A 22,881-nucleotide genomic window follows, 5' to 3' on the forward strand; every position below is an offset into this window, starting at 1 on the left:
AGAAAAAGGTGAAGCAGATGACTAAGCGCGCGCGCTTGATTTACAATCCGGTCTCAGGGCATGAACAGATGCCGAAGAACGTTTCTGATATTTTGGATATTTTGGAACAAGCGGGTTATGAAGCCAGTGCATTCAGAACCACGCCAGCTCCGCTTAGTGCTCAAAATGAAGCAACCCGGGTAGCCAAGGACGGTTTTTCACTGGTCGTGGCCGCCGGTGGGGACGGCACGATCAACGAAGTTGTGAGCGGGATCGCCTTTTTGCCTAAGGAAGAGCGCCCGCGCATGGCCATCATCCCGGCAGGGACGACCAACGACTACGCCAGAGCCTTGAAGATTCCGCGCGACGACGTGGTTGCGGCGGCTAAAGTGATTCTTAAGGACAAGGTGCAGAAGATGGACGTGGGCCGGGCCGACTTCGGCGACGGCAGCCAGAAGTACTTCGTCAACATCGCTGCTGCTGGCTCTTTGGCGGAACTGACCTACGGGGTTTCTTCAGACGTCAAGTCCGCCCTGGGCTACGCTGCCTACCTGATCAAGGGGGCGGAAATGCTGCCAAACCTCAGCGAATGCGAAATGCGGCTGACTTTTGACAAGGGCGTTTACGAAGGCAAGCTGTCTCTGCTTTTATTGGGGATGACTAACTCCATTGGCGGTTTTGAAAAGATCATGCCAAACGCGGAACTTTCAGACGGTCTCTTCCAGCTGATCGTGGTCAAGCCAAGCGACCCGGGCAACCTGCTCCGGCTGATGGCTTTGGCTTTGAACGGCAAGCACGTGGACGACCCGAACATCATCTACACCAAGACGACCAGTCTGAAGGCGGAATTGATCGGCCACAACCGCGATGACAAACTTTCCGTCAACCTGGACGGGGAAGAAGGCGGCATGTTCCCGGTAACTTTTGAAAACTTGCGGGAACGGATCGAATTCTACGTCGGTTAGAACTGTTATAATAGAGTTTGACCTTCTGTCAGACTCTATTTTTGTGTTTAGAGGAAAAGCATGATAACCAATATAAAGAAAAAATTAGCAAGAAAGCGGTCTCTGCAGCCTCTGTCGCCAGAAGAGCAGAGCGAGTGGGATCAGCTGCGCCAGTACCGGGAAAAGGCCATTAAGGAGTCCGGAGCCAAATTGGCCGAACACGTGATGACGTTTAACGACGGGGTAATTGCCATTATCATCACCATTGTGTTGGTGGAGATCGCGGATCCCTTGTCCAAGAGTGCCTACCAGGATTTTTTCAGCCAGATTTTTATATACTTGATTTCATTTTTCGTAGTAGCCAATTTCTGGTATGAAATCCACTATACCTTCAGTTTCCATATCATGCGGGCCGGCAAGATGACCATGGTCTGTGACTTTGCCTTTTTGGCCAGTCTGTCGCTGATTCCCGTCATGACAAAGTGGATCATGGGGGATTTATCGGTCTTGAGCGTGGTCTGTTATGGGATCGTCTATTTTTTGGTCCAGATTTTTGAACTGGCAACGGAAATTGTGGGGATGCGGAGCTCACTGCCGCATATCAAGACATTCCGGAAGTTCTGGGGTCGGTTTTCCTGGCTGCGCTTCATCTGGCTCTTCCTGCTCAATTTGGTCTTTATTTTGATATCTTTCGTCCAGCCAAGGTTGGGGATGATTTTGTATCTGGCCTTCCCAATCATCAACTTTGTCATGCCAGATAACCGGAGCCAGCGGGCCCGCAAAGGAGATAAATAATCATGAAGAAAAATGAAATCGTCGAAGTCGAAATCACCGACTTGTCATATGAAGCCATGGGGGTCGGCCATGTTAATGGCGAAACGGTCTTTGTCAACAACGCCCTGCCGGGTGAAGTGGTCAAGGCGCAGATTTTGAAGGACAAGAAGAGCTATGCTTTTGCCAGAATTTCTGAGATCGTCAAGGAAAGCCCGGACCGGGTCAAGGTGCCTCTCCGCCAGTACGTGCAAACCGGCCTGACCAGCCTGGCTCATTTGAAGTACGACAAGCAGCTGGAATTCAAGCAAAAGCAGGTTAAGGAGCTTTTGAGCAAGGCCCACTTGGACCAGATCAAGGTAGCGGAAACTTTGCCAAGTCCCTTGGAAACTGGCTACAGAAACAAGGCCCAGGTACCGGTCAGAATGGTTAAGGGGCAGCTGGAGATTGGCTTTTTCCGCCGGCACTCACATGACCTAGTGCCGCTGGAGGACTTTTTCACCAATGATCCGGAAATTGACCGGGTATTGCTAGCAGTCAGAGATATCTTGCGGGAAAAGCGGATTCCGGCCTATGACGAAGAAAAGCATCAAGGACAGGTAAGATATCTGGAAGTCCGCCGGGGGACGGCTACGGGCGACATGATGGTCGTCCTGGTTTGTCTGGACCGGGACTTCCCAGGCCTGCACGCGGTAGTAGATGAAATTAAGGAAATCGCCGGGGTGAAGTCGATCTTCCTCAACCATAACCCGAAGAGAACCAATGTCATCTTGGGTGAACACGACTACCATTTGTGGGGGAAGAGATACATTGATGACAAGATTGGTGATTTGACTTTTGAAATCTCGCCGCAGTCCTTCTTCCAGATTAATTCTTTGCAGACGCCGCGTTTGTACAAGCTGGCTATTGACCAGGCAGGTCTGACTAAGGACGATTTGATTGTTGATGCCTACTCCGGGATCGGGACGATCGGTCTGTCCGCAGCCAAGTACGTTAAGGAAGTCCGCGGGGTTGAAGTGGTTAAGGCAGCGGTTAAGGACGCCAAGAACAACGCCCGGCTCAACCAGATCCACAATGCCAAGTACTATGCCGGCAAGGCGGAAGAACTGATGCCGAAGTGGGCAGCTGAAGGCTTGAAGACGGATGTGATTTTTGTCGACCCGCCGAGAAAAGGCTTGACCAAGGAATTTATCGATGCCGCGGTTAAGACTGGTCCAAAGAAGGTTGTCTACATCTCCTGCAACCCGGCAACGCTGGTACGGGACATGCAGCTCTTGATGGAGGCTGGTTACACGACTGACCTGGTTTCCCCGGTAGACATGTTCCCGCAGACGCCACATGTGGAATGCGTGACCGTGCTGACGAAAGAATAACTTAGTCGGTCAACCGACGAAAAGATAAGTGACTAAGTTACCGACTAAGATAAAGAAGAGTCCCTTCATGTTTAAGCGTGAGGGGACTTTCTTGTCCAATTATTTGCTCTTTCGTCCAAAATCGGGCAAAATTGGACGAAAAAAGAGCTGGCTGGACGAAAGGAGTAAGACAACTTGGCAAAAAGATGGCTTTACAATCCGCCTGGCAAAGGCCAGTGATGTAGACGATTATTATTTCCAGAACTACTGTCCCTTGGACAGGAAGTGTCCAGACTGACTGGCTGCAAAGAGCATTTTACCAAGGAAGAAGTGACTTCTTTTTTCCTAAAAGCTATCGAAGAAACGGACAGATACTTCTTCTTGATTATAGATCCGAACGGTAAAATTATTGGCGAGAGCGTAATTAATGAAATCGACTGGGACCTGCGTCGGGCTAACTTCCGCATCTCCACCGGCTTGAACTGGACGTCTTCTCTTTTAATCCCCGCGCGGAAAAAGCCTACCTGCGGGCTGGTTTCAAGCGGGAGGGAGTTTTGCGGGATGCAGTTTTCGACAGGGGCCAGTACGCTGACAGTAGATAGTTGATATTTTTATATAAAACTTATTCCATTAAGTCGTTATTTTATAAATAGCAAGCAAGCTTATTATATGGTATACTCAATGTAGTCATGATAGTCATGATAATTATGATAATCATGACGTGATGTACTTATTTTTAAGTAGTTAAAACTCCCTTTAACGTTAAAGTAACGTTAAAGCGATAACTATGATTTGTTGAGGAAAAAATATGACTAAATACCGCGCCGACATTACGGCTCTTAACGCAGAAAAAATTGGCAGCCAGGCTCATGGCTACGTAGAATTCACGACTGAGGCTGACAAGCTTCACATCAAGCTGGAGATGTTCGACACCCCGGCTAACATCCAGCACTGGGAACACTTCCATGGCTTCCCGGACGGCAAGGATGCCCAAGTGCCAACCCTTGCCCAGGACACTAACCAGGACGGCTTTATCGACCTCGTGGAAACCGAACCGGTCTCCGGCACGACTATGGTGCCCCTGGACGCGGCTCCGCACGAAATGTGCATCCCCAACGACAACTACCCAGTTGCCGACGCAAACGGCTACTACAGCTATGAAAAAGATGTCGACTTAGCCAAGCTGGAAGCCAAGTTCAAGGAAGTCTTCAATGACCAGGATCTGGCCCTGGACAAGCGGGTGGTCTACATCCACGGCGTGCCAGCTGACCTGGAATTGCCAGAAAGCGTTGGCGGCAAGATCAACGACCATTACGACCAACACGTCACTCTTCCAATCGCGGCTGGTAAAATCAACCGCGTCGACTAAAACTAAGCCATTCAGAGGATCAAATTCCCCTGGATGGCTTTTTTCGTAAAAAAATTTTTGTAAAAATCCCGATCTTGATAGAAATCAATTGGGAAATCCTGCTTTCCCGGTATATTAAAAGCATCAAAGCAAGGAGGTCAAAAGATCAATGCAAAAATGGTTAATGAAAAATCGCAACCGGCTGACGGCAATTACGGGCATCTTAATCGTCCTGGCCTTTGCCGCAAAATGGTTATTTAAAAGTGAAACAGCAGAGTCCGGCCTGCTCCTGGCCGCCTCCCTCATCGGCGGCTTCCCGATCGCCGCATCCGCTTGGCAGGCCCTGAAAGTCAAAGTCATCAGTATCGACTTGCTGGTGACCCTGGCCATCTTAGGTGCCTTCGTCATCCAGGAATTCGAAGAATCCGCCATCGTGGCCTTCCTCTTCTTGTTTGGGGCTTACCTTGAACAAAGGACCCTGGCCAAGACCCGGTCAGCCATCAAGGAACTGGTGGAGATGGTGCCAGAAACCGCCCTCCGGCAGACGGCAGACGGCGACTTTGAAGAAGTTGACTTAGACGACCTGGACGAAGGGGACATCCTTTTGGTCAAGACCGGCGGCAAGATCCCGGTTGACGGGGAAGTCGTCTCCGGTTCCGGGACGGCCAACGAAGCCAGCATTACCGGTGAATCCATGCCTTTAGGCAAAAAGCCCGGCGACCCGGTCTATGCCGGTACTATTTTGGAAAACGGGACCATCCGGATCAAGGCGGAAAAAGTCGGGGATGAAACGACTTTTGGCAAGATCATCGAACTGGTCGAAGAAGCCCAGGACTCCAAGTCCCAGGCTGAGCGTCTAATTGACCGTTTCTCCAAGTACTACACCCCAGTCGTCCTGCTCCTGGCCATTATTGTTGGCCTCATCAGCCAAGACCTGGAACTGGCTGTAACCATTCTGGTTCTTGGCTGCCCGGGTGCCTTGGTTATCGGGGTTCCGGTCTCCAACGTGGCCGGAATCGGCAATGGTGCCAAGCAGGGAATCCTTTTTAAAGGCAGTGAAGTCATCACCAAGTTCAGCAAGGTCGACACGATCATGTTCGACAAGACCGGGACCTTGACTTACGGCGACCCCCGGGTCAGCCAGGTGAAAAAGTACGGCCAGGGCCAGCTGGCTGAACAGCTTTTGGTCAGCGTGGAAAAAGAATCTGCCCACCCTTTGGCGAAAGCCATCACTGGCTACTATGAAGACCTGGAAGCTAAAGAAGTTGAAGCTTCCCAGGTCCTCCAGGGCGGCGGGATCGTTGCTCAAGTAGCTGGCCAGCAGGTCCTGGTCGGCAACCGCTACTTGCTTGACGAGTACCATGTCCCAGTTACAAAAGAAATGGAAAAGGACATGGAAGAGCTGGCAAGTGCTGGCAATTCCCTGGTTCTGGTGGCTGTAAACGGGCAGCTGGAACTTGCTTTGGGCTTAAAGGACGAGATCCGGGCCGGGGTCAAGGAAGACCTGGCTGCTTTAAAGAAGCTGGGTGTCAAGAACCTGTTCCTCTTGTCCGGTGACAACCAGAAGACGGTTGACCTGGTAGCGGAAGAACTGGGCCTCACTGAGGCATATGGCCAGCTTTTGCCAGAAGACAAGGCCGAATTTGTCAAAAAGCGGCAGGCAGCCGGTGAAATCGTGGCCTTTGTCGGCGACGGGATCAACGACAGTCCGTCACTGGCCCGGGCAGACATCGGGATTGCCATGGGCAGCGGGACTGACGTGGCAATTGAGACTTCAAATGTGGTCCTCATGAACGGCAGCTTTGACCGGATTCCGCGGGCCCTGGCCCTGGCTAAGGCCACCCGGCGGAACATGATTGAGAACATCACCATCGCCCTGGCTGTCGTAGCCGTCCTGCTGGTCAGCGTGTTAGCCAGCTCATGGATGAACATGGCCATCGGGATGTTTGTCCACGAAGGCAGTATCCTGGTTGTAATCTTAAACGCCATGCGCCTTCTGGCCTACCGGTCAAAATTACAAAAATCGCGAAAGTTGATAGAAAACAATTTTTCTCAAGCAACAGGCCCGTATACTAAGGGCATAGAAAGTATCTAATAGAAAAAAGAAAGGACAAGAAATCATGAAAAAAGCAATTTTACAACTTGAAACATTAGCCTGCCCGACCTGCATGCAGAAGATCGCGGGGGCCATCGCCAATGTTGACGGGGTTGAAAAGACCAGCGTCAAGGTCCTCTTCAACGCAAGCAAGGCCAAGGTCAACTTCGACCCGGAAAAAACCAATTTGGACACGATCACTCAAGCCGTGAAGAATATCGGCTATGACGTCTTGAAGGCCAGCGCTAAATAAGAGAAAAAAGCAAAAACAAGAAAAACGACTAATCAAGAAAAAGGAGAAAAATGATGATCAAGGAATTTTTTGACAAGAACGATGAAATGTTAGACTTATATACGCAAGCAATTACCAAGGCCCACGGCGCCCACCACCCGGAAGTCTTTGAAGTCCGCAAGATTTACGAAGACATTCAAAAGAAGGTGAGAGCCGGCCAGGAAGACTTAACTGCCGACTTCAGCAAGCTGCGGTCCTTGACCGCGGATTACACCATTCCGGCTGATGCCTGCGGGGCGATGACTAAGACCTACCAGACCCTGGAAGAATTCGATCACTTGGTCCAGGGCTAATTTTTACCAGCAGAGGAGAGCAAAATGCAGCATATATGTGTCAGCCTGGTTCCCTTATTCGCGGACCTGCCTGAAAAAGATCAGCTTAAGATCAATTCCCTGGCCAGCCACCGGCACTATCAAAAAGGTGAGATGATTTTTCAGCCAGGGGATGAAAAGCTGCAGATCGTGGCCCGGGGAAACATGAAGGTTTACCAGCTGTCCGCCAGCGGCCGCGAGCAGCTGCTCCGGGTTGCCCAGCCGGGTGACTATGAAGGTGAAGCGCAGCTTTTTGGCCTGGAAAACGACAGCTTCTTCGGCCAGGCCATGGAGAATACGGAAATCTGCAGCTTGAGTAAGGCCGACTTCAACCGGGTCCTCATGGAAAATCCCCAGCTCTCCCTCAAACTGCTGGAACTCAGCGCTCAGAAGCTGCTGGCCACCGAAAGACAGACCAAATTCCTGGCCATGGAGCGGGTCGAAGAAAGGCTGGCTAGCTACCTTTTGGACTTGGCTAAGGTGGCTGGCAGCGACCAGGTTCAGCTGTCCATGAAGATGAAAGATATTGCCCTTTACTTGGGAACTACTCCCGAAACCCTCTCCCGCAAATTCAAACTCCTTGAAAAAATGGGCTATCTGAAAAGGACAGGCAAGCAGGTTAAAATCCTCGACGAAGACGGCCTGCTGGACTTGTAGCAAAAAATTTTAATTTTAATAGAGAGCAAATCTCCCTCTAGCAGATCAAATGCTAGAGGGAGATTTTTTGAATTTTAGGCTATAATAAGCAACAGAATAAGAATTTGATGCGTTAAGGGAGAAAAAATGAAGTTTCCGGTAGACCAGCTGACTTGGACCAGAGAACCAGCCAGCTATACTATTTCAGCTGATAAGATTGAGATCGTGACCAAGCCGCACACGGACTTGTGGCAGCGGACTTACTACCATTTCCGCAATGACAATGCCCCGGTTCTGCAAGTGTCCAGTGATGAGAAGTTCTTTTCTTTCATCGTCAAAACTGACTTTGCCAGTCATCATCGCTTTGACCAATGCGGGGTAGTGCTGTACCTCGACAGCGAAAACTGGCTTAAGGGGTCAATTGAATATGAGAATGAAGACTTCCAGCACCTGGGCAGCGTGGTAACCAATCATGGCTATTCCGACTGGGCGACAACCGAGATCCCGGCCACGGTCAAGTCGATGTGGTATCGGCTCAGCCGCCGGGAAGATGACTACTGCATCGAATGTTCAGAAGACGGAGTGACCTACAAGCAGATGCGGATTTGCCACCTGCTGGAAGGCCGCGGGACGGTTCGCTTTGGCATCTACGCCTGCAGCCCGGAAGATTCATCCTTCAAGGCTACTTTCAGCCACTTGGAATTAACTGACTGCCAGTGGCAAAAGCATGATGGCCAGGCTGCTGATCTGGAATAGCGAAAAAATAAAACGAAGCTGATAATGCAAAGGAGAAAAAATGAGCTTAACAGTCAATCTTTATTACCACGGGCAAAACGGCAGTGCCCGCAAGTTTGCGGAAGAAATGGAAGCAAGCGGGGTGGCCCAGGCCATCCGGGAAGAAGACGGCAACCTCCGCTACGAGTACTTCCAGCCGCTCGCTGACCCGGAAACAATCCTCTTGATCGACAGCTGGGAAAGCCAGGAGGCGCTGGACGTCCACCACGCTTCGCCGATGATGGGCCAGCTGGCTGAGCTGCGCGAGAAGTACGACCTGCACATGAGCGTTGAGCGCTATGTTTCAGCAGAAGAAGCAGCTGGCGACGAGCAATTTATCAGAAAATGAAACATACTAATCTAGTGTTGGATGATTACTCGACGGAGTAGTCGTTCAACACTTTTTCTTTCAGCTTCACCATTCAATTGAGAATCTCGTCTAAGTATGTTGGCTGTTAAAGTCCGGTTGAGAAAATTAAATCTGATAGATTAGATGGAGGCAGCTCATCTCCAAGTAAAGCGGAGGTTTATGAGTGACCTTGCTTTCCCTTATATTCTTCAGCCTATTGCTGAAGATCGATTGAAAAAATGCATTCTAATAGTTGAATTCATTTTTTGTGGCTAAGCTAACACTAGCTTGCCCCGCTCGGGTAGAGTTCTGCATGAGATGCGCTCGCTACGCAATAGCCCGTCGGAGATTTTTCTAGCCGGATAATAGGCGCAGAAAAATAGCAGTTCTCCCAGTAGGAAGGGAGAACGCTACTACCTCGTAGAGCCCACACTTTACCTTATAAAGTATAGTAGGTTATACTTTACTTGGGAGTAATCACCGAATTCCAGTTAGAAACTATTTTGTAACTACGTTTTGAGGAGGATAAAATGCTTTCTTACGTCCGGCATTACCCACTAGCGATAGCTAAATTAATGTGTCTGTGCTCTCCTAAAATCTGCTGATTTATTACTGACTAATACAGGAGTTTTTTTATGGGACAGACAATCATATCTGCTATTGGTGTTTATATTTCCACCAGTATAGATTATTTAATTGTTTTGATTATTTTATTTGCACAGCTATCACAGAATAAACAGAAATGGCATATTTATGCGGGGCAATATCTAGGCACGGGCTTACTTGTAGGGGTGAGTTTAGTTGCTGCTTATGTCGTCAATTTCGTGCCTGAAGCATGGATGGTTGGATTGCTTGGTTTAATCCCTATCTATTTAGGGATTCGCTTTGCAATTGTTGGAGAAGGTGAGGAGGAAGAAGAGGAAGAAATTATTGAAAGATTAGAACAAAGTAAGGCAACTCAACTGTTTTGGACAGTTACATTGCTGACAATTGCGTCTGGCGGAGATAATTTAGGTATCTATACACCTTATTTTGCTTCGTTAGATTGGGCACAGACCCTCGTGGCGTTGCTTGTGTTTGCAATCGGCGTAATTATCTTTTGCGAGCTTAGTCGGGTGCTATCCTCTATTCCGTTAATATCCGAGACAATTGAAAAATACGAGCGAATCATTGTGCCCTTAGTATTCATTCCACTTGGACTATACATCATGTATGAAAGTGGCACGATAGAGACTTTTCTAAACTTTATTTTATAGATAAAAAAGCCCCTTAAATGGGCAATGTCATTAAGTTAAGGCATTGACTTTGAACAGGGAACCGCTTTGAGACACTCATCTAAGTTTAGGTGGGTGTCTTTTCTTCTTTTTGGGTATGACAAAAAAACAGAGTTTCCTCTTTAGCTTGGGAAACTCTGTTTTCGCGTTAGGCGCGTTTTTTGCTGATAGCAGCCTTAATGGCTAAAATAACGAAGGTAACAGCGACTGGAACCAGCCAGCCCAGGCCATCCTGGTAAAGGGGTAGGAGGCGGCCGTAAAGGCTAATAACAGCCTTGACCTGCATCCCTGCCGGCAGGGCCTTAAAGAAGTCTCCCAGGGCGCAAAGGAAGGTGACCGCCGTCATAATCTGGTAGTCGACCTGCTTAAAGTCGAAGACCTCGCTGGTCAGTGCCAGCAGGATCAAGGAGATCGCCAGCGGGTAAAGCAGCATCAAGACTGGCAGGGAGAAGGAAATGATGGTGGTCAAGCCCACGTTGGCAATCCCAAAGGCCAGGAGGCTGAAGATAATGGCCCACTTGTTGTAAGACAGGGTCTTCGGGAACATTTCCACGAAGGTCTCGCTACAGGCCGTGATAAGGCCGATGGCCGTCTTAAGGCAGGCCACGAAGATCATCAAGGCAAAAATTACTGCCCCCAGACCTGGGAAGTAGTGGCGGGCAATCTGGGACAGGGCTTCCCCGCCGTTAGCAGCTAAGCCCAAGTCAGTCCGGCTCTGGGCTCCGACCAGGGCAGTAATGGCGTAGATCACCGCCATCAAAAGGCAAGTGAGGACCCCGGTCTTCAAAGTCGCGGAAGCAACTTTTTCCGGCTTGGTAACCCCAAAGGTCCGGATGCTGGAGATGACGATGATGCCAAAAGCCAGGCCTGCCAAAGCGTCCATGGTGTTGTAGCCGGCCAAGACCCCGCTGATTAGTGGGGCGCTGGCGTATTCGCCGACCGGCTTAACTGCATGATAGTTGCCCAAGGGATGCAGCAGCGCCATGATCATGATAAAGAAGAAAAAGAGCAAGAAGGCCGGAGTCAGAAACTTGCCGATCCAGTCCATGATCCGCCCTGGTCTTAAAGAGAAGAAAAGCATGATCGCGAAGAAGATCAGTGAGAAAATAAAGAGGCCGGTGCTTTTTGCCATCCCGCTGGGCAAAAGCGCCGAGATCCCGGTCTCAAAAGGAACCGTGAAGCAGCGGGGAATGGCGAAGAAGGGCCCGATGGTCAAGTACAAAAGGCAGGTAAAGAAGTAGCTGTACTTGTGGCTGACCCGGCCACTGAGGTCTAAAAGCCCTTCTGACCTGGTCATCCCTAATGAGGCGATGGCCAAAAGGGGCAGGCCCACCCCGGTGATCAGGAAGCCCAAGAGGGAGATCCAGAGGTTGGCTCCGCTGGCTTCCCCCAGGTAGGCAGGAAAAATCAGGTTTCCGGCCCCGAAGAAGAGGCCAAAGAGCATGCTGGAAATCGTCAGCGACTCAGCATGCGTCAGCTTTTCTTTCATGTTGATCCTCCATAAACCAAGTTAAAATAACAATACATAGAAATTAAAAACTAGAAAATATAAATTTGAAAACTATTGTGCTAAAGCACACAATAGCTTATATTTTACCATACAACTGACAGAAAGATGAAAACATAGTGAAATGATGCCCCCTTTTGAAAAGTACCAGGCGGTTAAAAAGGCTTATGCGGCCGGGGCTAACAAAGAAAATGCCCAGGCCATGGGCAAGTACATGCGAAATCTTTTTCCCTTCTATGGGCTCAAGACGCCAACGCGGCGGGAATTATCCAAGCCCTTTTTAAAGAGCGTGACTAAGGAAGAAATCGCCTGGGACCTGGTTGACCTCTGCTTTAAAGATGACTACCGGGAAATGCAGTACTTTGCCCTGGACTACTTGAAGAAAGTCCAAAAGCAGCTGACTTTTAAGGACTTACCAAAAATCAAGCAACTGGCTGAGACCAAGTCCTGGTGGGACAGCGTCGACAGCCTGGTCAAACTGGCAGGTCAGATTTTTATCAAAGATGAGGAAAACAAGGAAAAGACGGCAGCCCTCATGCTGGCCTGGGCTCAAGATCCCGACTTCTGGGTTAGGCGGACGGCGATTGAATTCCAGATGGGCTTAAAAGAAGCAACTGACCCGAACCTTTTGGGCAAAATTATCGACCGTAACTTAGGCAGCCAGGAATTTTTTATCAACAAGGCTATCGGCTGGGCTCTAAGGGACTACTCCAAGACCAACCCGGCCTGGGTCAGGGAATACGTGGCTTCCCGCGATCTCTCTGCCTTAAGCCGGCGGGAGGGCAGCAAGTATATCTAGTTGCTGCAGGTAATGATAAGTAAGCAGATAAGAGTGACAAAAAATGTTTGAACTGACCTACTGCCCCCAGTGCGGGCAAAAATTGACTAAAAAGGAATTGCCTCTGGATGGCTTGATCCCTTATTGCGAGCAATGCGGCGACTTCCGCTTTCCATTTTTTTCCGTCGCTGTCAGCATGATCATCATGAATGAAGGAGGCGACCAGGTACTCTTGATCAAGCAGTACGGGAAGGACTCCTATATCCTGGTAGCTGGCTACGTTAACAAAGGGGAGAACGCCGAAGACAGCTGCCGCAGAGAACTAATGGAGGAACTTCATCTAACGGCTAAAAGCCTCCACTTCAACCGCAGCCAGTATTTTGCTCCCTCAAATACCTTGATGCTCAACTACACGGTGACCGTTGACCAGGCTGAAAAGGTTAGTCCAAATGAGGAAATCGACGCCTGGAACTGGCTAAGCATAGACGAAGCCCGCCGGCAGATCCGGCCAAATTCCTTAGCCCGGACTTTTTTGTTGGAATACCTCAATAAATGCAAGCTGGATAGATAACTGAAAACTTATCGCATTAGCGATATATCCTTGATTTATTAAGGCTTACCTAATAAAAGCAATAAGTGCTTTATTATTTCGCGCCAATAGCTTGATTTTATTAATCGAATGCTTTATAGTATTTTTTGCTCTAATAAGGTAGACACTCCCGGCCTAGCCGAGGGTATTTTCTTCAGTTAACGGTATTTTGGCTAGGAAATTTGCATTTTGCTTGGTGAGGTAAAGCTTGGGAAAATACGGCGCTTTTAAAAGGAATTTTGATTTCAGCGGTCTTTCTCTCCCCTGGAAGCTCAGAAAATGCTGGGCTATGTAGAATTGATGAACCAGTGCATGGACCGGGCCTTTAGGGAAAATTCTGGTTACTATATTAGCGATATGGCAGCTTTCAAAGAGACTGATCCTATGTTATATGAGGTATTTTCCCGCCAGGAGCTCAATAGTCTGGTCTTGTGCCCCTTTTACTTTGAAACCGACCTGGTCGGCTTTGTCGGGGTAGATGAACCAAAAGACATGAGTCTGGCCCTCCCGGTCATGCAGATTGCTTCCAGCCACATGTCAGGGCTTTTGCAAAAGTCCTTTTACGTGGAAAAGGGAGCTTCGGCTGACAGCGTGACCAATTTGTGCAGCGTGACCGCCTTCCGTCACCATGTTGCTTATGAATTGGCGGAAATCAAGGCCAATCCCGGCTTGAAGCTGGACCTGGTCCACTTCGACATCAGCAATTTTAAGTTTTTTAATAAAGAACACGGCTTAAAAGCTGGCGATGAGCTCTTAAAGCGCCTGGCCCAGGTGATTAGCCAGGAAGTTGGCAGCCCGTGGCTGGTCCGGTCGGTTGCTGACCACTTTTATGCCTTGATTCCTAATAGCAAGGTGGATCAGGCCATCCGGAACGTTCACGATGTCATTATCGGGGATGAGGCCTTTGGGGCTTCGATCAGAGCCGGGATCTACCCCTTGTCTGCCAGCGACCAGCAGGTCTCCTTTGCCATGGACCGGGCCAGAATCGCGGCCAACAATGCCGTGGGTAACTACCGGAACTACTATTGCCGCTATGAGGAGAAGATGGAGGCGGACCTGACTTTGGCCAACTACTTGCTCAGCCACATCGACGAAGCCGTGGACAAGGGCTGGATCAAGGTCTACTACCAGCCGATCGTGGACACCTTCAGTTCCAAGATCAGCACTTATGAAGCCCTGGCCCGCTGGATTGACCCTAAGTACGGTTTTTTGAACCCGGGAGAATTCATCGAGGTCCTGGAGCGGGGACATTTGATCCACAAGCTGGACCTGCATATTTTGGACCTGGTCTGCCAGGATCTGGAAGAAGCCATGCAAAAAGGTGAGACCTACCCGATGGTTTCGGTCAACTTGTCCCGTTATGACCTGGAGCTGCCCGACCTGCATGAAAGAATCAATAATATTTTGGCCAGTCATGGGGTGAAAAGCTCCCAGATCCGGATCGAAATTACCGAGTCAGCCCTCCTCAGCAACACTGAAGCTGTCATCAAGGAGCACATCAGCCGCTTCCATGAGGATGGCTACCAGGTCTGGCTGGATGACTTCGGCAGCGGCTTTTCGTCTTTGAACAACCTGCAGAACTTCGATTTTGACTTGCTCAAGATTGACATGGCCTTTCTCCGCCACGCCAACGAAAAGACCCCGACCATCTTGATGGACGTGATCGACATGGCCAAGCGGCTGGGGATTGAAACCCTGTCTGAAGGGGTAGAGACTAAGGACGAATACGACTTCCTTCACTCCATCGGCTGCGTTTTGGCCCAGGGCTTCTACTTCTCCCAGCCTTTGCCAAAAGACAAGATTACCGCCAAGCGGAAGGAGCGGGGACTGGAATTTGAAAGTCTGGCTGAGCATGCTTTTTATAAGAAGATCGGCCAGATCAATGTCTTGAACGCCCTCTATCCTTTCAGCGGAAAAAATGACCAGGATCTGGCGGAAACCGTGCCAGTCATGCTCCTTTTGGACAAGGGCGGGGACTTGGAGCCTATTTATTCTAACAAGGCTGCCCAGAACTGGTGCCAGTCCCTGCGTTTAAGGGGGGCTGGATTCGAGTTTGACTGCCGGCGGGAATTTTTGACCCTGGTAAAGCAGCTTGGAGAAACGGCTGACGGTGAAATCATTGAAGAAAATTTCCGGATCAAAGACTATGCCGGCCGCCTGCGCCTGCAGCTGGTGGCAGAGATGCCGGGCCAGCGGGCCTATGTAATCAACACGAATATGGTTTGATTTTTTTAAGGTCTTTTTCTTTTAAACGCTTTTCGCTTATAATTTAACTAGTGTCAATAGTAACCCCTTACTGAAGTAAGGGGCTTGAAGCTCAAGCTTCGGGTCTCTTATCTTTAGCAGGGAAGCTGGAGAAATCCAGCTTTCATTGTCTAGACTAAGCAATCCAATCGGCTTCGGCTGACTGGATTGCTACGTTATCTATGTCATCACACCCAAGGATGATGCCCAAGTCTTTGGCTCTGTGGCAGCTCTGTAAACAGTCATGAGGTTAACGTGACAGTCAACTGCGTTGGCAAGCATGGATAACATTGTCGATGGGCAACAACGCAAATCCGGATTGGGTCTCCTGATTCGGACAAGTGGCAGGAATCACTGTTTCCTGCATTACGGAAAAGGAGAAAAAGCATGAAGCACGAAAATGCCAATCGGGTGTTTCTGCTTAACAAGGACGGCAAGCCGCTAATGCCATGTTGTCCAAGAAAGGCCAGGCTGCTTCTGAAAAGCGGCAAGGCTTTTGTGGTCAAGAAATATCCGTTCACCATTCAGCTGAAATACGGCTCATACGGCTATAAGCAGAAGGTTAGCCTTGGCGTAGACACTGGGCAGAGACACATTGGCTTTGCCATTGTCAGTCAAAACAAGGTGCTGCATCAAAGCGAGGTAGAGCTTCGCCAAGACGTACACAAAAATCTGTACACCCGCAAGATCTACCGCAGAAGCAAAAGAAACCGCAAGACTCGCTATCGCCAAGCCCGCTTTTTAAACAGAGTGCATGGCAAGCGAGACGGCTTATGGCTTCCGCCGTCAATAAAAGGCAAGGTAAGCCATAACATTGCTTGGATCAAACGCTATCTGGCTGTGTTACCAAATCCCGATCTTCACATCGAAGTAGGCAAGTTTGACATGGCCAAAATGGTTAACCCAGAAATTTCGGGCAAGCAGTATCAAGAAGGCTCACTGAAGGACTGGAAGAACTATGAGTATTACGTGCTGGCACGTGACGAGTACACCTGTCAGCTCTGCCATAAACATGGCGAAGGCGTAAAGCTTGTTGTCCACCACATTGTCTACCGCTCACATGGCGGAACGGATCGCATAAGCAATCTGATAACGCTTTGCACGGACTGCCACACGACAAAGAACCACCAGCCAGGTGGCAAGCTCTACAAATGGATGAAAGCCAAGAAGAAAGTGACAAAGCAGCTGAAGGGTGCAACATTCATGAACATTCTGCGCAAGCGGATTATGACTGCCTTCCCAGAAGCAAGCTTTCAGTACGGTTCGCAAACCTACGTAGATCGTAAGAATCTTCTTTTGCCAAAAGGTCACTTTATGGATGCAATCGCAATCAGCGGGATCAAGTCAGTGGGTCAGCTGTCGGATACGGTTACGCTGATCAGCCAGTTCCGCAAGAAGAAGCGGTCGCTTCACGAAGCAACTGCAAGAAAAGGCAGAAAGCAGCCAAATACGTCATCCAAGCGTAATGAGAAGAATATGAATTATGCACGTGGCTTGTGGCTAAATGACTACGTTCGTGTGATAGGAAATCATGCCAAGGGCTATGTAAAAGGCTTCAAGTCGAAGGGATATTACGTTTATCTGACAGACGGCTTAGGCAATTACGTACTAAGCAATGGCAAGAATTACATTAATAGAAAGCAGTGCCGGCTGATCATGCATAACGGCAACTGGCAAAAAGCAGAGCAAAAGCTTTCTCTGTACGAATTTAAGTAAGAAAGAAGGAAGGCAGGCGAGCCCTATTCCTCCACCCATTGAAATAGGTGGAATCCCGGGCTTGCCTGCCGTTGAAAATCATTGAAAAATACTTAAAGGAAAAAGACCATGGATGAACTTGACAAAATGCGCTCCGGTGATTTCTACCAGCTGACGGCACCGGAGGTGGAGCATTACCAGGAAGCGGGAATCATCTGGAACGACGAGTTCAGGCAGGGCAATAACCTGGACCGGCCAGCCCAGCTCCTGCGCTTGAATATGCACCTGAGTGCTTTAGGGGACCAGGCCAGCTTTGGGACCAGCTTCAGCTGCTTGAACGGGCCGAATATCTATATCGGCCATCACTTTCTGGCCGCTGGGGGTTTGACCATCGAAGACGCCGGTGAGGTCCATATCGGCGACAACGTGGTCGTGGAAGCCGGGGCCGTGGTAGCCCAGGATCTGCCCGCCAACGGGGTCTTTGCCGGCATCCCGGCCAGGAAAATCGCTGATCTGGCCAATGATTGCGGATAAGTGTCAACTTATGGTTTGACTTTATCATTATGTTTTAAGTAAAATATCACTATCAGCTTGCACTGAAGTGAAAAGTTGAGGAGTTAACAATGAAAATAGCTTTACAAGTTTTAGCCTGCCTGGTGGCAGTTGAGTTCTTCTATATCATGTATTTGGAAACTTTTGCAACGACTTCCAAGAAGACGGCAGAAGTTTTCCAAATGGACCAGGAAGAATTAAGCCGGCCGTCAGTCAATACGCTGTTTAAGAACCAGGGTATCTACAACGGCCTGCTGGCCGTTTTGACCTTGATCGCGGCCTTTGCCCTGGGCAAGATCGTCCTGCAGCTGGTCTTGGCCTACATGATCCTGGTAGCGGCCTACGGGGCCGTGACCAGCCAGCCGAAGATCCTCTTGATGCAGGGGGGCTTGCCTATCTTGACCTTGATCGTCAGCTTCTTTGCTTAAGGGCGGGATGCAAGATATAACTCTTTTTTCAGAAAAGCCTTGCACTGAATTCTTGTAGGAATATAATATTTTTAATAAAAGGACCAAAATAGTCAGCGCAGCTGTTGAATAGGTGGGAGAAAGAAATGGTTGAATACAAAATCGACAAAACCGACCGGCGCATTTTACAAATGTTGGAAGAGAACGCCCGTATTTCCGTCAAGGATATCGCGGAAGCCAACTTCATGTCTTCTCCGGCCGTAGCCAACCGTATCAGACGGATGGAAGCCAACAACCTCATCAAGCACTACTATGCTGACATTGACTACCCGTCCATGGGCTACGTGGTTAAGGCTTTCATCAATCTGGAAGTCAAGCCGGAAGACAAGAGCGAGTTCTACCCCTTCATCGAAAAGATTCCGAATGTTATCCAGTGCGACTGCGTGACGGGGGACTACTCCATGCTGATTCAGGCTGCCTACCAGCGGCCTGAAGAGCTGGACCACTTAGTCAACGAGCTGCAGAAATTCGGCCGGACCAAGACCGAAATTGCCTTTTCCACCCCGATCGAGCACCGGCCAATCCCGGTCAAGACCGAGAGTGATGACGAAGAAGACAAGAAAGAAGACTGATTTTAAGCCTCTGTCTGCCAAGACGGGGGCTTTTTTTGACCTTTTTGCAAAGAAATAGTTAAGCTCGCCACTTTACCGCTTACAATTATACCAATTTGCGAGAAAAGACTTGACCCGGGCTAAAAAAACGGCTATGATTCCTATTGCAAACGCAAAAATACAAATTAGTCCAATAGCTTAAATTGAACTAGACCAAAGGAGAAGAAATATGTGCGGAATTGTCGGTGTAGTTGGCAAGCCAGCTAGAGAAGTTGTTTTAAACGGTTTGAAGAACTTGGAATACCGCGGCTATGACTCAGCTGGTATCTACCTCAATGACTTACAAGGGCATGAATACTTGACCAAGGCGGTTGGCCGGATTGCCAACCTGGAAGAAAAGCTGACGCCAGAGGAAGAAGGGACGACCGGGATCGGCCACACCCGCTGGGCAACCCACGGCCAGCCAACGGTGGAAAACGCCCACCCACACTACTCAGAAGACGGCCGCTTCTACCTGGTTCACAACGGGGTCATTGAAAACTACCTGGAACTGAAGGAAAAGTACCTGGCAGGCGTTCACTTCAAGTCTGAAACTGATACTGAAGTTATCGTGCAACTGGTAGCCAAGCTGGCCAAGGACGAAAACCTGGATGCTTTTTCAGCCTTCAAGCAGGCTTTGAAGCTTGTTAAGGGTTCATACGCCTTCTTGCTGGTGGACAACACCAAGCCAGACCACATTTACATTGCCAAGAACAAGAGCCCGATGATGCTGGGGTTGGGCGACGGCTTTAATATTATCGCTTCAGACGCGATTTCTGTTTTGGACCAAACCAAGACCTTCATCGCCTTGAACGATGGCGACTGTGCTGACGTAACCAAGGACTCAATCGAAATCCAGGACTACGACGGCAACAAGGTGGAAAGAGAAGCTAAAGTTTTGGACATCGACCCGAACGCTGCTTCCAAGGGCACTTACGAATTCTACATGCTCAAGGAAATCGACGAACAGCCAGCAGTTATGCGCCGCCTGTCAACTGACTACTTAGACAAAGCAGGCAAGCCAGTTGTTGACGAAAAGATCGTCGACGCTGTCAGCCAGGCTGACCGGATCTACATCTTCGCGGCTGGTACTTCCTACCACGCTGGCCTGGTTGGCAAGGAAATTTTTGAGAAGCTCACCGGGATTCCAACTGAAGTTGGCTATGCTTCTGAAGCCGGCTACCACTTCCCAATGATGTCCAAGCACCCATTCTTCATCTTCCTGACCCAGTCCGGTGAAACTGCCGACTCCCGCGTGGTCTTGACTGAAGCCAACAAGCGGGGGATCCCAAGCTTGACCATGACCAACGTTGAAGGGTCAACCTTGTCAAGAGAAGCAACTTACACCATGCTTTTGAACGCTGGTCCGGAAATCGCCGTTGCTTCAACCAAGGCTTATACTGCCCAAGTTGCCCTGCAGGCAATTTTGGCCAAGGCCGTTGGTGAAAAGTTGGGCGACCAGGCGGCCAAGGACTGGAATTTGAAACAAGGCTTGAGCCTGGCCGCTGAAGGTATCCAGGAAATCGTTGACGGCAAGGACAAGATCGAAGAACTGGCTAAGAAGTACCTGGTACCATCTAGAAACGCCTTCTACATCGGCCGGGGGATCGACCATGCCGTTGCCATGGAAGCTGCTTTGAAGCTGAAGGAAGTTTCTTACATCCAAACCGAAGGTTTCGCCGCTGCGGAACTCAAACACGGGACCATTTCCTTGATCGAAGACGGCACACCAGTTATCGCCTTGATCGACGACCCGGTAACGGCTGACCTGACCCGGGGCAACATCCAGGAAGTGGCTTCCCGCGGGGCCAACGTGATCACTATCGTTGGCAAGCAATTTGCTAAGGAAGGCGACAACATCGTCTTGCCGGAAATCGACTACTACCTGTCAGCTTTGCTGTCAGTAGTGCCGACGCAATTGCTGGCTTACTTCGCGTCCAAGAACAAGGGCTTGGACGTTGACAAGCCACGTAACCTGGCTAAGAGCGTTACGGTTGAATAATTTTTGCAGAATATTTAAAACAGGCAGGTGCGGCGGCATCTGCCTGTTTCTGTATCTGAAACTTGCTTTGACTTTTGGCCAAAAATGTATTCTTCTGGTACAATGATAGCGATTTCTTAATGAAGGAGACTGAGCAATGATTGTGACCGACCGGCAGAAGAGAATTCTGCAGATCCTGCTGGAAAATGAAGACGGAATCAGTTTAGCGGAAGTGGAAAAAAGGCTGGAAACCAGCCGGAGGACCCTTTACCGGGAATTTGGCTTGTTGCGCCCGGAACTGGCCAAATCAGACTTGACCTTGACCAATAAGAAGGGCTATCTGCAGCTAACTGGACCGGATGAGTCGATTGCCGACCTGCGCGGCGAACTCAAAGAGAGCCCGGGGCAAGGTGAGATGAAGGCCGAAGACCGGGGAAATGCCCTGGCCGCTCTGCTTCTGTTAAAAGACGAACCGGAAAAAATTATTGCTTTGGCTGATGAGCTGGGAGTCAGCGAAGCGACAGTTCAAGCAGACTTGGCTGCTGTGGCTGAGTCTTTGGCCAAGTACCAGATCGAGCTCAAACGGACCAAGGGCCTGGGGGTCCAGGTCAGCGGCAAGGAAAGCCAGCGGCGCCGGATTCTGAATGGAATCCTGCTCAGTGAAAGCAACGACTATGTCTTTTTCTCTTACCTTAATAAAGAAGATCAGGCCAAGTCGGGAAACTTTTTCATTGACCTGCTCCCGAAAAAAGATCTGCTTAAGTGCTGGCAAGCGGTCAAAGATCTGCTGTCAGTTTTCAATTTTGAGACAGATTATCAGCTGATCGAGCTGATTCTGCTCTTTGCCATTAGCCTGGACCGCCAGCGGCAAGGCAAAAGTGTGGAAAGCATGGCTGCCAAACCGGATTCTTTAAAATACCAAGGCTATGTCTACCAGATTTTTGCCAAGCTAGACGTACCAGAAGTTACCTTGACGCAAAATGAAGTGATCTTTCTCGCTAATCAAATGCAGATGCACGAGGACCAACGGGTGCCTTTTGACAGTGATGACCAGGAAGTCCTCGTCAATCTCCGGGTGGGGCAGTTTATTCAAGACGTTTCTGACCAGGTTCAGTTTGATTTCAGCAAGAATCCGGCCTTTTCCCGCCGCCTGCAAAAGCATATTTCCGCCTTGCTGCAGCACAGCGTCAAGCGCTTGCCAAACGTGCGGATTGAAACCTTGAGTCAGCTGACCATGCACTTCCCCCAGCTTTATGAAGCAATCACGGCTGCCTGGAAGCTGGATTTTTCAGAGGAATTGAATGTAGCTGAATTGCAGCTCTTGCTGCTATATTTTGCCAATGAATATGGCAGCCGGCAGCCCCGCCGCAACTTGTCAGCTTTGGTAATCTGCGACAATGGGCTGGGAACTTCTGCCATTCTGGCGGCTCGCTTGCAAAAAGAGGTTCCAGAGATTAAGCAGGTTAAGACGGCCCGGGCTTCGGGCTTGGCCCAGCTGAAACTGGAAGATTATGACATCATCTTTTCGACTCTGGATTTGCCAGGTTTCCCCCGGGAATACCACTTGGTCAGTCCCTTGCTTTTAGGCGGGGAACTAGACCGGGTCAAGAGTGAGGTGGCCAGTTATGTAGCCAAATACCCGGAAAAAAGCACCGTTCAGCAGCCCTGCCGCTTCAAAAATCCAGCAGCTGTCTTGACCCAGCTGGTAGGAGAAAGCGCCTTTTGCCAGCAGCTTCTGCAACAGATGACCCTGCAGCCGATAGGCAGCCAGGGAATGGATATGAATGCTGTATTGTCGGCGATTGTCACGGCCGTGCCGGATGAGTACGTTAAAGACCGGCTGGAAGTCGCCCAGCGGCTGAAAAAGCGGCTGGACCTGGCTCCCTTGGGTTTGCCAGGCAGTCACTTGGCCCTCTTGCATACGCGGACAAGGGCCGTCAGCAAATGCTTTTTTGCCATTTATGACCTGGCTGAGCCAATTGCCATGACAGCAATGGATCAAAGCAAAATTATGGTTAAAAGGCAGCTCCTGCTTTTAGCGCCGGAAGATTTGCCCGAAGTCAGTGCTAATGTTTTGGGGATGATCAGCAGCTTTTTGGTCATGAGTGACCAGACCCTGCAGCTGTTTGAGTCCGGCAACTGCCAGGAAATCGCGGCTGCTATTGCCCAACAGTACCTGGGCCAGGTAACCCAAAGGCTAAACCAGGCCCGTGGCCAATCTTAATGCAAATATCACAAATAGAAGTCTGACACTGAAACCGATGCCAGACTTCTATTTTCTTTTAATTGAAAGCGGAAACAATTGAAGTTAAGATAAAAATGTAAGTAAAAGTTAAGTAGAGAAAGTTTTATT

General features: G+C 49.5%; 22 protein-coding genes. 21 read left to right on the forward strand and 1 reads right to left on the reverse strand.

Features of this window, described 5'->3' with window-relative positions; all coding sequences use genetic code 11:
* Positions 1 to 17: 17 nt before the first annotated feature.
* The 12 genes from DS743_RS05855 (at position 18) to DS743_RS05910 (ending at position 10,107) form a co-directional block, all read left to right on the forward strand.
* Complete coding sequence (locus DS743_RS05855; protein ID WP_003617024.1) at positions 18 to 944, forward strand: diacylglycerol kinase family lipid kinase; 927 nt, start codon at positions 18 to 20, stop codon at positions 942 to 944.
* A gap of 60 nt (positions 945 to 1,004) precedes the next feature.
* Positions 1,005 to 1,718 (forward strand): TMEM175 family protein, encoded by a 714-nt coding sequence (locus tag DS743_RS05860; RefSeq protein WP_035183792.1) that lies wholly within the window; start codon positions 1,005 to 1,007, stop codon positions 1,716 to 1,718.
* A 2-nt stretch (positions 1,719 to 1,720) separates the two neighbouring features.
* Positions 1,721 to 3,067 carry a 23S rRNA (uracil(1939)-C(5))-methyltransferase RlmD gene (gene rlmD, locus DS743_RS05865; protein ID WP_035183789.1) on the forward strand — a complete coding sequence of 449 codons (1,347 nt, stop codon included), beginning with the start codon at positions 1,721 to 1,723 and terminating at the stop codon, positions 3,065 to 3,067.
* A 264-nt stretch (positions 3,068 to 3,331) separates the two neighbouring features.
* Positions 3,332 to 3,652, forward strand: a complete 321-nt coding sequence (locus tag DS743_RS05870; protein WP_196768176.1) for a hypothetical protein — start codon at positions 3,332 to 3,334, stop codon at positions 3,650 to 3,652.
* A 202-nt stretch (positions 3,653 to 3,854) separates the two neighbouring features.
* Positions 3,855 to 4,415 carry a hypothetical protein gene (locus DS743_RS05875; RefSeq protein ID WP_035183787.1) on the forward strand — a complete coding sequence of 187 codons (561 nt, stop codon included), beginning with the start codon at positions 3,855 to 3,857 and terminating at the stop codon, positions 4,413 to 4,415.
* A 148-nt stretch (positions 4,416 to 4,563) separates the two neighbouring features.
* The gene (locus DS743_RS05880) at positions 4,564 to 6,489 is read left to right on the forward strand and encodes a heavy metal translocating P-type ATPase (RefSeq protein WP_035183785.1); all 1,926 of its coding nucleotides are present in this window, start codon (positions 4,564 to 4,566) and stop codon (positions 6,487 to 6,489) included.
* A gap of 25 nt (positions 6,490 to 6,514) precedes the next feature.
* Positions 6,515 to 6,742 carry a heavy-metal-associated domain-containing protein gene (locus DS743_RS05885; RefSeq protein ID WP_002878072.1) on the forward strand — a complete coding sequence of 76 codons (228 nt, stop codon included), beginning with the start codon at positions 6,515 to 6,517 and terminating at the stop codon, positions 6,740 to 6,742.
* 50 nt (positions 6,743 to 6,792) lie between these two features.
* Positions 6,793 to 7,074 (forward strand): hypothetical protein, encoded by a 282-nt coding sequence (locus DS743_RS05890; protein WP_035183782.1) that lies wholly within the window; start codon positions 6,793 to 6,795, stop codon positions 7,072 to 7,074.
* Between the two features lie 24 nt (positions 7,075 to 7,098).
* Positions 7,099 to 7,749, forward strand: a complete 651-nt coding sequence (locus tag DS743_RS05895) for a Crp/Fnr family transcriptional regulator (RefSeq protein WP_003617051.1) — start codon at positions 7,099 to 7,101, stop codon at positions 7,747 to 7,749.
* A 126-nt stretch (positions 7,750 to 7,875) separates the two neighbouring features.
* Positions 7,876 to 8,484 (forward strand): DUF1349 domain-containing protein, encoded by a 609-nt coding sequence (locus DS743_RS05900; protein ID WP_035183779.1) that lies wholly within the window; start codon positions 7,876 to 7,878, stop codon positions 8,482 to 8,484.
* 40 nt (positions 8,485 to 8,524) lie between these two features.
* The gene (locus DS743_RS05905) at positions 8,525 to 8,851 is read left to right on the forward strand and encodes a putative quinol monooxygenase (RefSeq protein ID WP_013439158.1); all 327 of its coding nucleotides are present in this window, start codon (positions 8,525 to 8,527) and stop codon (positions 8,849 to 8,851) included.
* Positions 8,852 to 9,486: 635 nt separating this feature from the next.
* Positions 9,487 to 10,107 carry a CadD family cadmium resistance transporter gene (locus tag DS743_RS05910; RefSeq protein ID WP_035183776.1) on the forward strand — a complete coding sequence of 207 codons (621 nt, stop codon included), beginning with the start codon at positions 9,487 to 9,489 and terminating at the stop codon, positions 10,105 to 10,107.
* A gap of 166 nt (positions 10,108 to 10,273) precedes the next feature.
* Here the strand turns inward: DS743_RS05910 and brnQ are convergent, their stop codons facing one another.
* On the reverse strand, positions 10,274 to 11,614 hold the full coding sequence (gene brnQ / locus DS743_RS05915; protein ID WP_035183774.1) for a branched-chain amino acid transport system II carrier protein: 1,341 nt from the start codon (positions 11,612 to 11,614) through the stop codon (positions 10,274 to 10,276).
* Positions 11,615 to 11,759: 145 nt separating this feature from the next.
* On the opposite strand from brnQ, the gene DS743_RS05920 reads away from it, so the two are divergent.
* The 9 genes from DS743_RS05920 (at position 11,760) to DS743_RS05960 (ending at position 22,752) form a co-directional block, all read left to right on the forward strand.
* Positions 11,760 to 12,431: a DNA alkylation repair protein gene (locus DS743_RS05920; protein WP_035184187.1), complete on the forward strand. Its 672-nt coding sequence runs from the start codon at positions 11,760 to 11,762 to the stop codon at positions 12,429 to 12,431.
* Positions 12,432 to 12,474: 43 nt separating this feature from the next.
* Entirely contained in the window at positions 12,475 to 12,981 is a 507-nt protein-coding gene (locus DS743_RS05925; protein ID WP_035183772.1) for an NAD(+) diphosphatase, read from the forward strand.
* Positions 12,982 to 13,278: 297 nt separating this feature from the next.
* Entirely contained in the window at positions 13,279 to 15,225 is a 1,947-nt protein-coding gene (locus DS743_RS05930) for a GGDEF domain-containing phosphodiesterase (RefSeq protein ID WP_181406059.1), read from the forward strand.
* A gap of 405 nt (positions 15,226 to 15,630) precedes the next feature.
* The gene (iscB, locus tag DS743_RS05935; RefSeq protein WP_035183770.1) at positions 15,631 to 16,959 is read left to right on the forward strand and encodes an RNA-guided endonuclease IscB; all 1,329 of its coding nucleotides are present in this window, start codon (positions 15,631 to 15,633) and stop codon (positions 16,957 to 16,959) included.
* A 108-nt stretch (positions 16,960 to 17,067) separates the two neighbouring features.
* Complete coding sequence (locus DS743_RS05940) at positions 17,068 to 17,472, forward strand: LbetaH domain-containing protein (RefSeq protein WP_035183768.1); 405 nt, start codon at positions 17,068 to 17,070, stop codon at positions 17,470 to 17,472.
* An 89-nt stretch (positions 17,473 to 17,561) separates the two neighbouring features.
* Positions 17,562 to 17,918, forward strand: a complete 357-nt coding sequence (locus tag DS743_RS05945) for a DUF1304 domain-containing protein (RefSeq protein WP_003617088.1) — start codon at positions 17,562 to 17,564, stop codon at positions 17,916 to 17,918.
* Positions 17,919 to 18,043: 125 nt separating this feature from the next.
* Positions 18,044 to 18,529, forward strand: a complete 486-nt coding sequence (locus DS743_RS05950; protein WP_002878057.1) for an Lrp/AsnC family transcriptional regulator — start codon at positions 18,044 to 18,046, stop codon at positions 18,527 to 18,529.
* Between the two features lie 208 nt (positions 18,530 to 18,737).
* Complete coding sequence (glmS, locus tag DS743_RS05955) at positions 18,738 to 20,549, forward strand: glutamine--fructose-6-phosphate transaminase (isomerizing) (RefSeq protein ID WP_035183766.1); 1,812 nt, start codon at positions 18,738 to 18,740, stop codon at positions 20,547 to 20,549.
* 136 nt (positions 20,550 to 20,685) lie between these two features.
* A complete protein-coding gene (locus DS743_RS05960) occupies positions 20,686 to 22,752 on the forward strand; it encodes a BglG family transcription antiterminator (protein ID WP_035183763.1) in 2,067 nt (688 codons plus the stop codon).
* Positions 22,753 to 22,881 lie beyond the last annotated feature (129 nt).

It is taken from the genome of Lactobacillus leichmannii, assembly GCF_024701915.1.
GTDB classification, from domain to species: domain Bacteria; phylum Bacillota; class Bacilli; order Lactobacillales; family Lactobacillaceae; genus Lactobacillus; species Lactobacillus delbrueckii.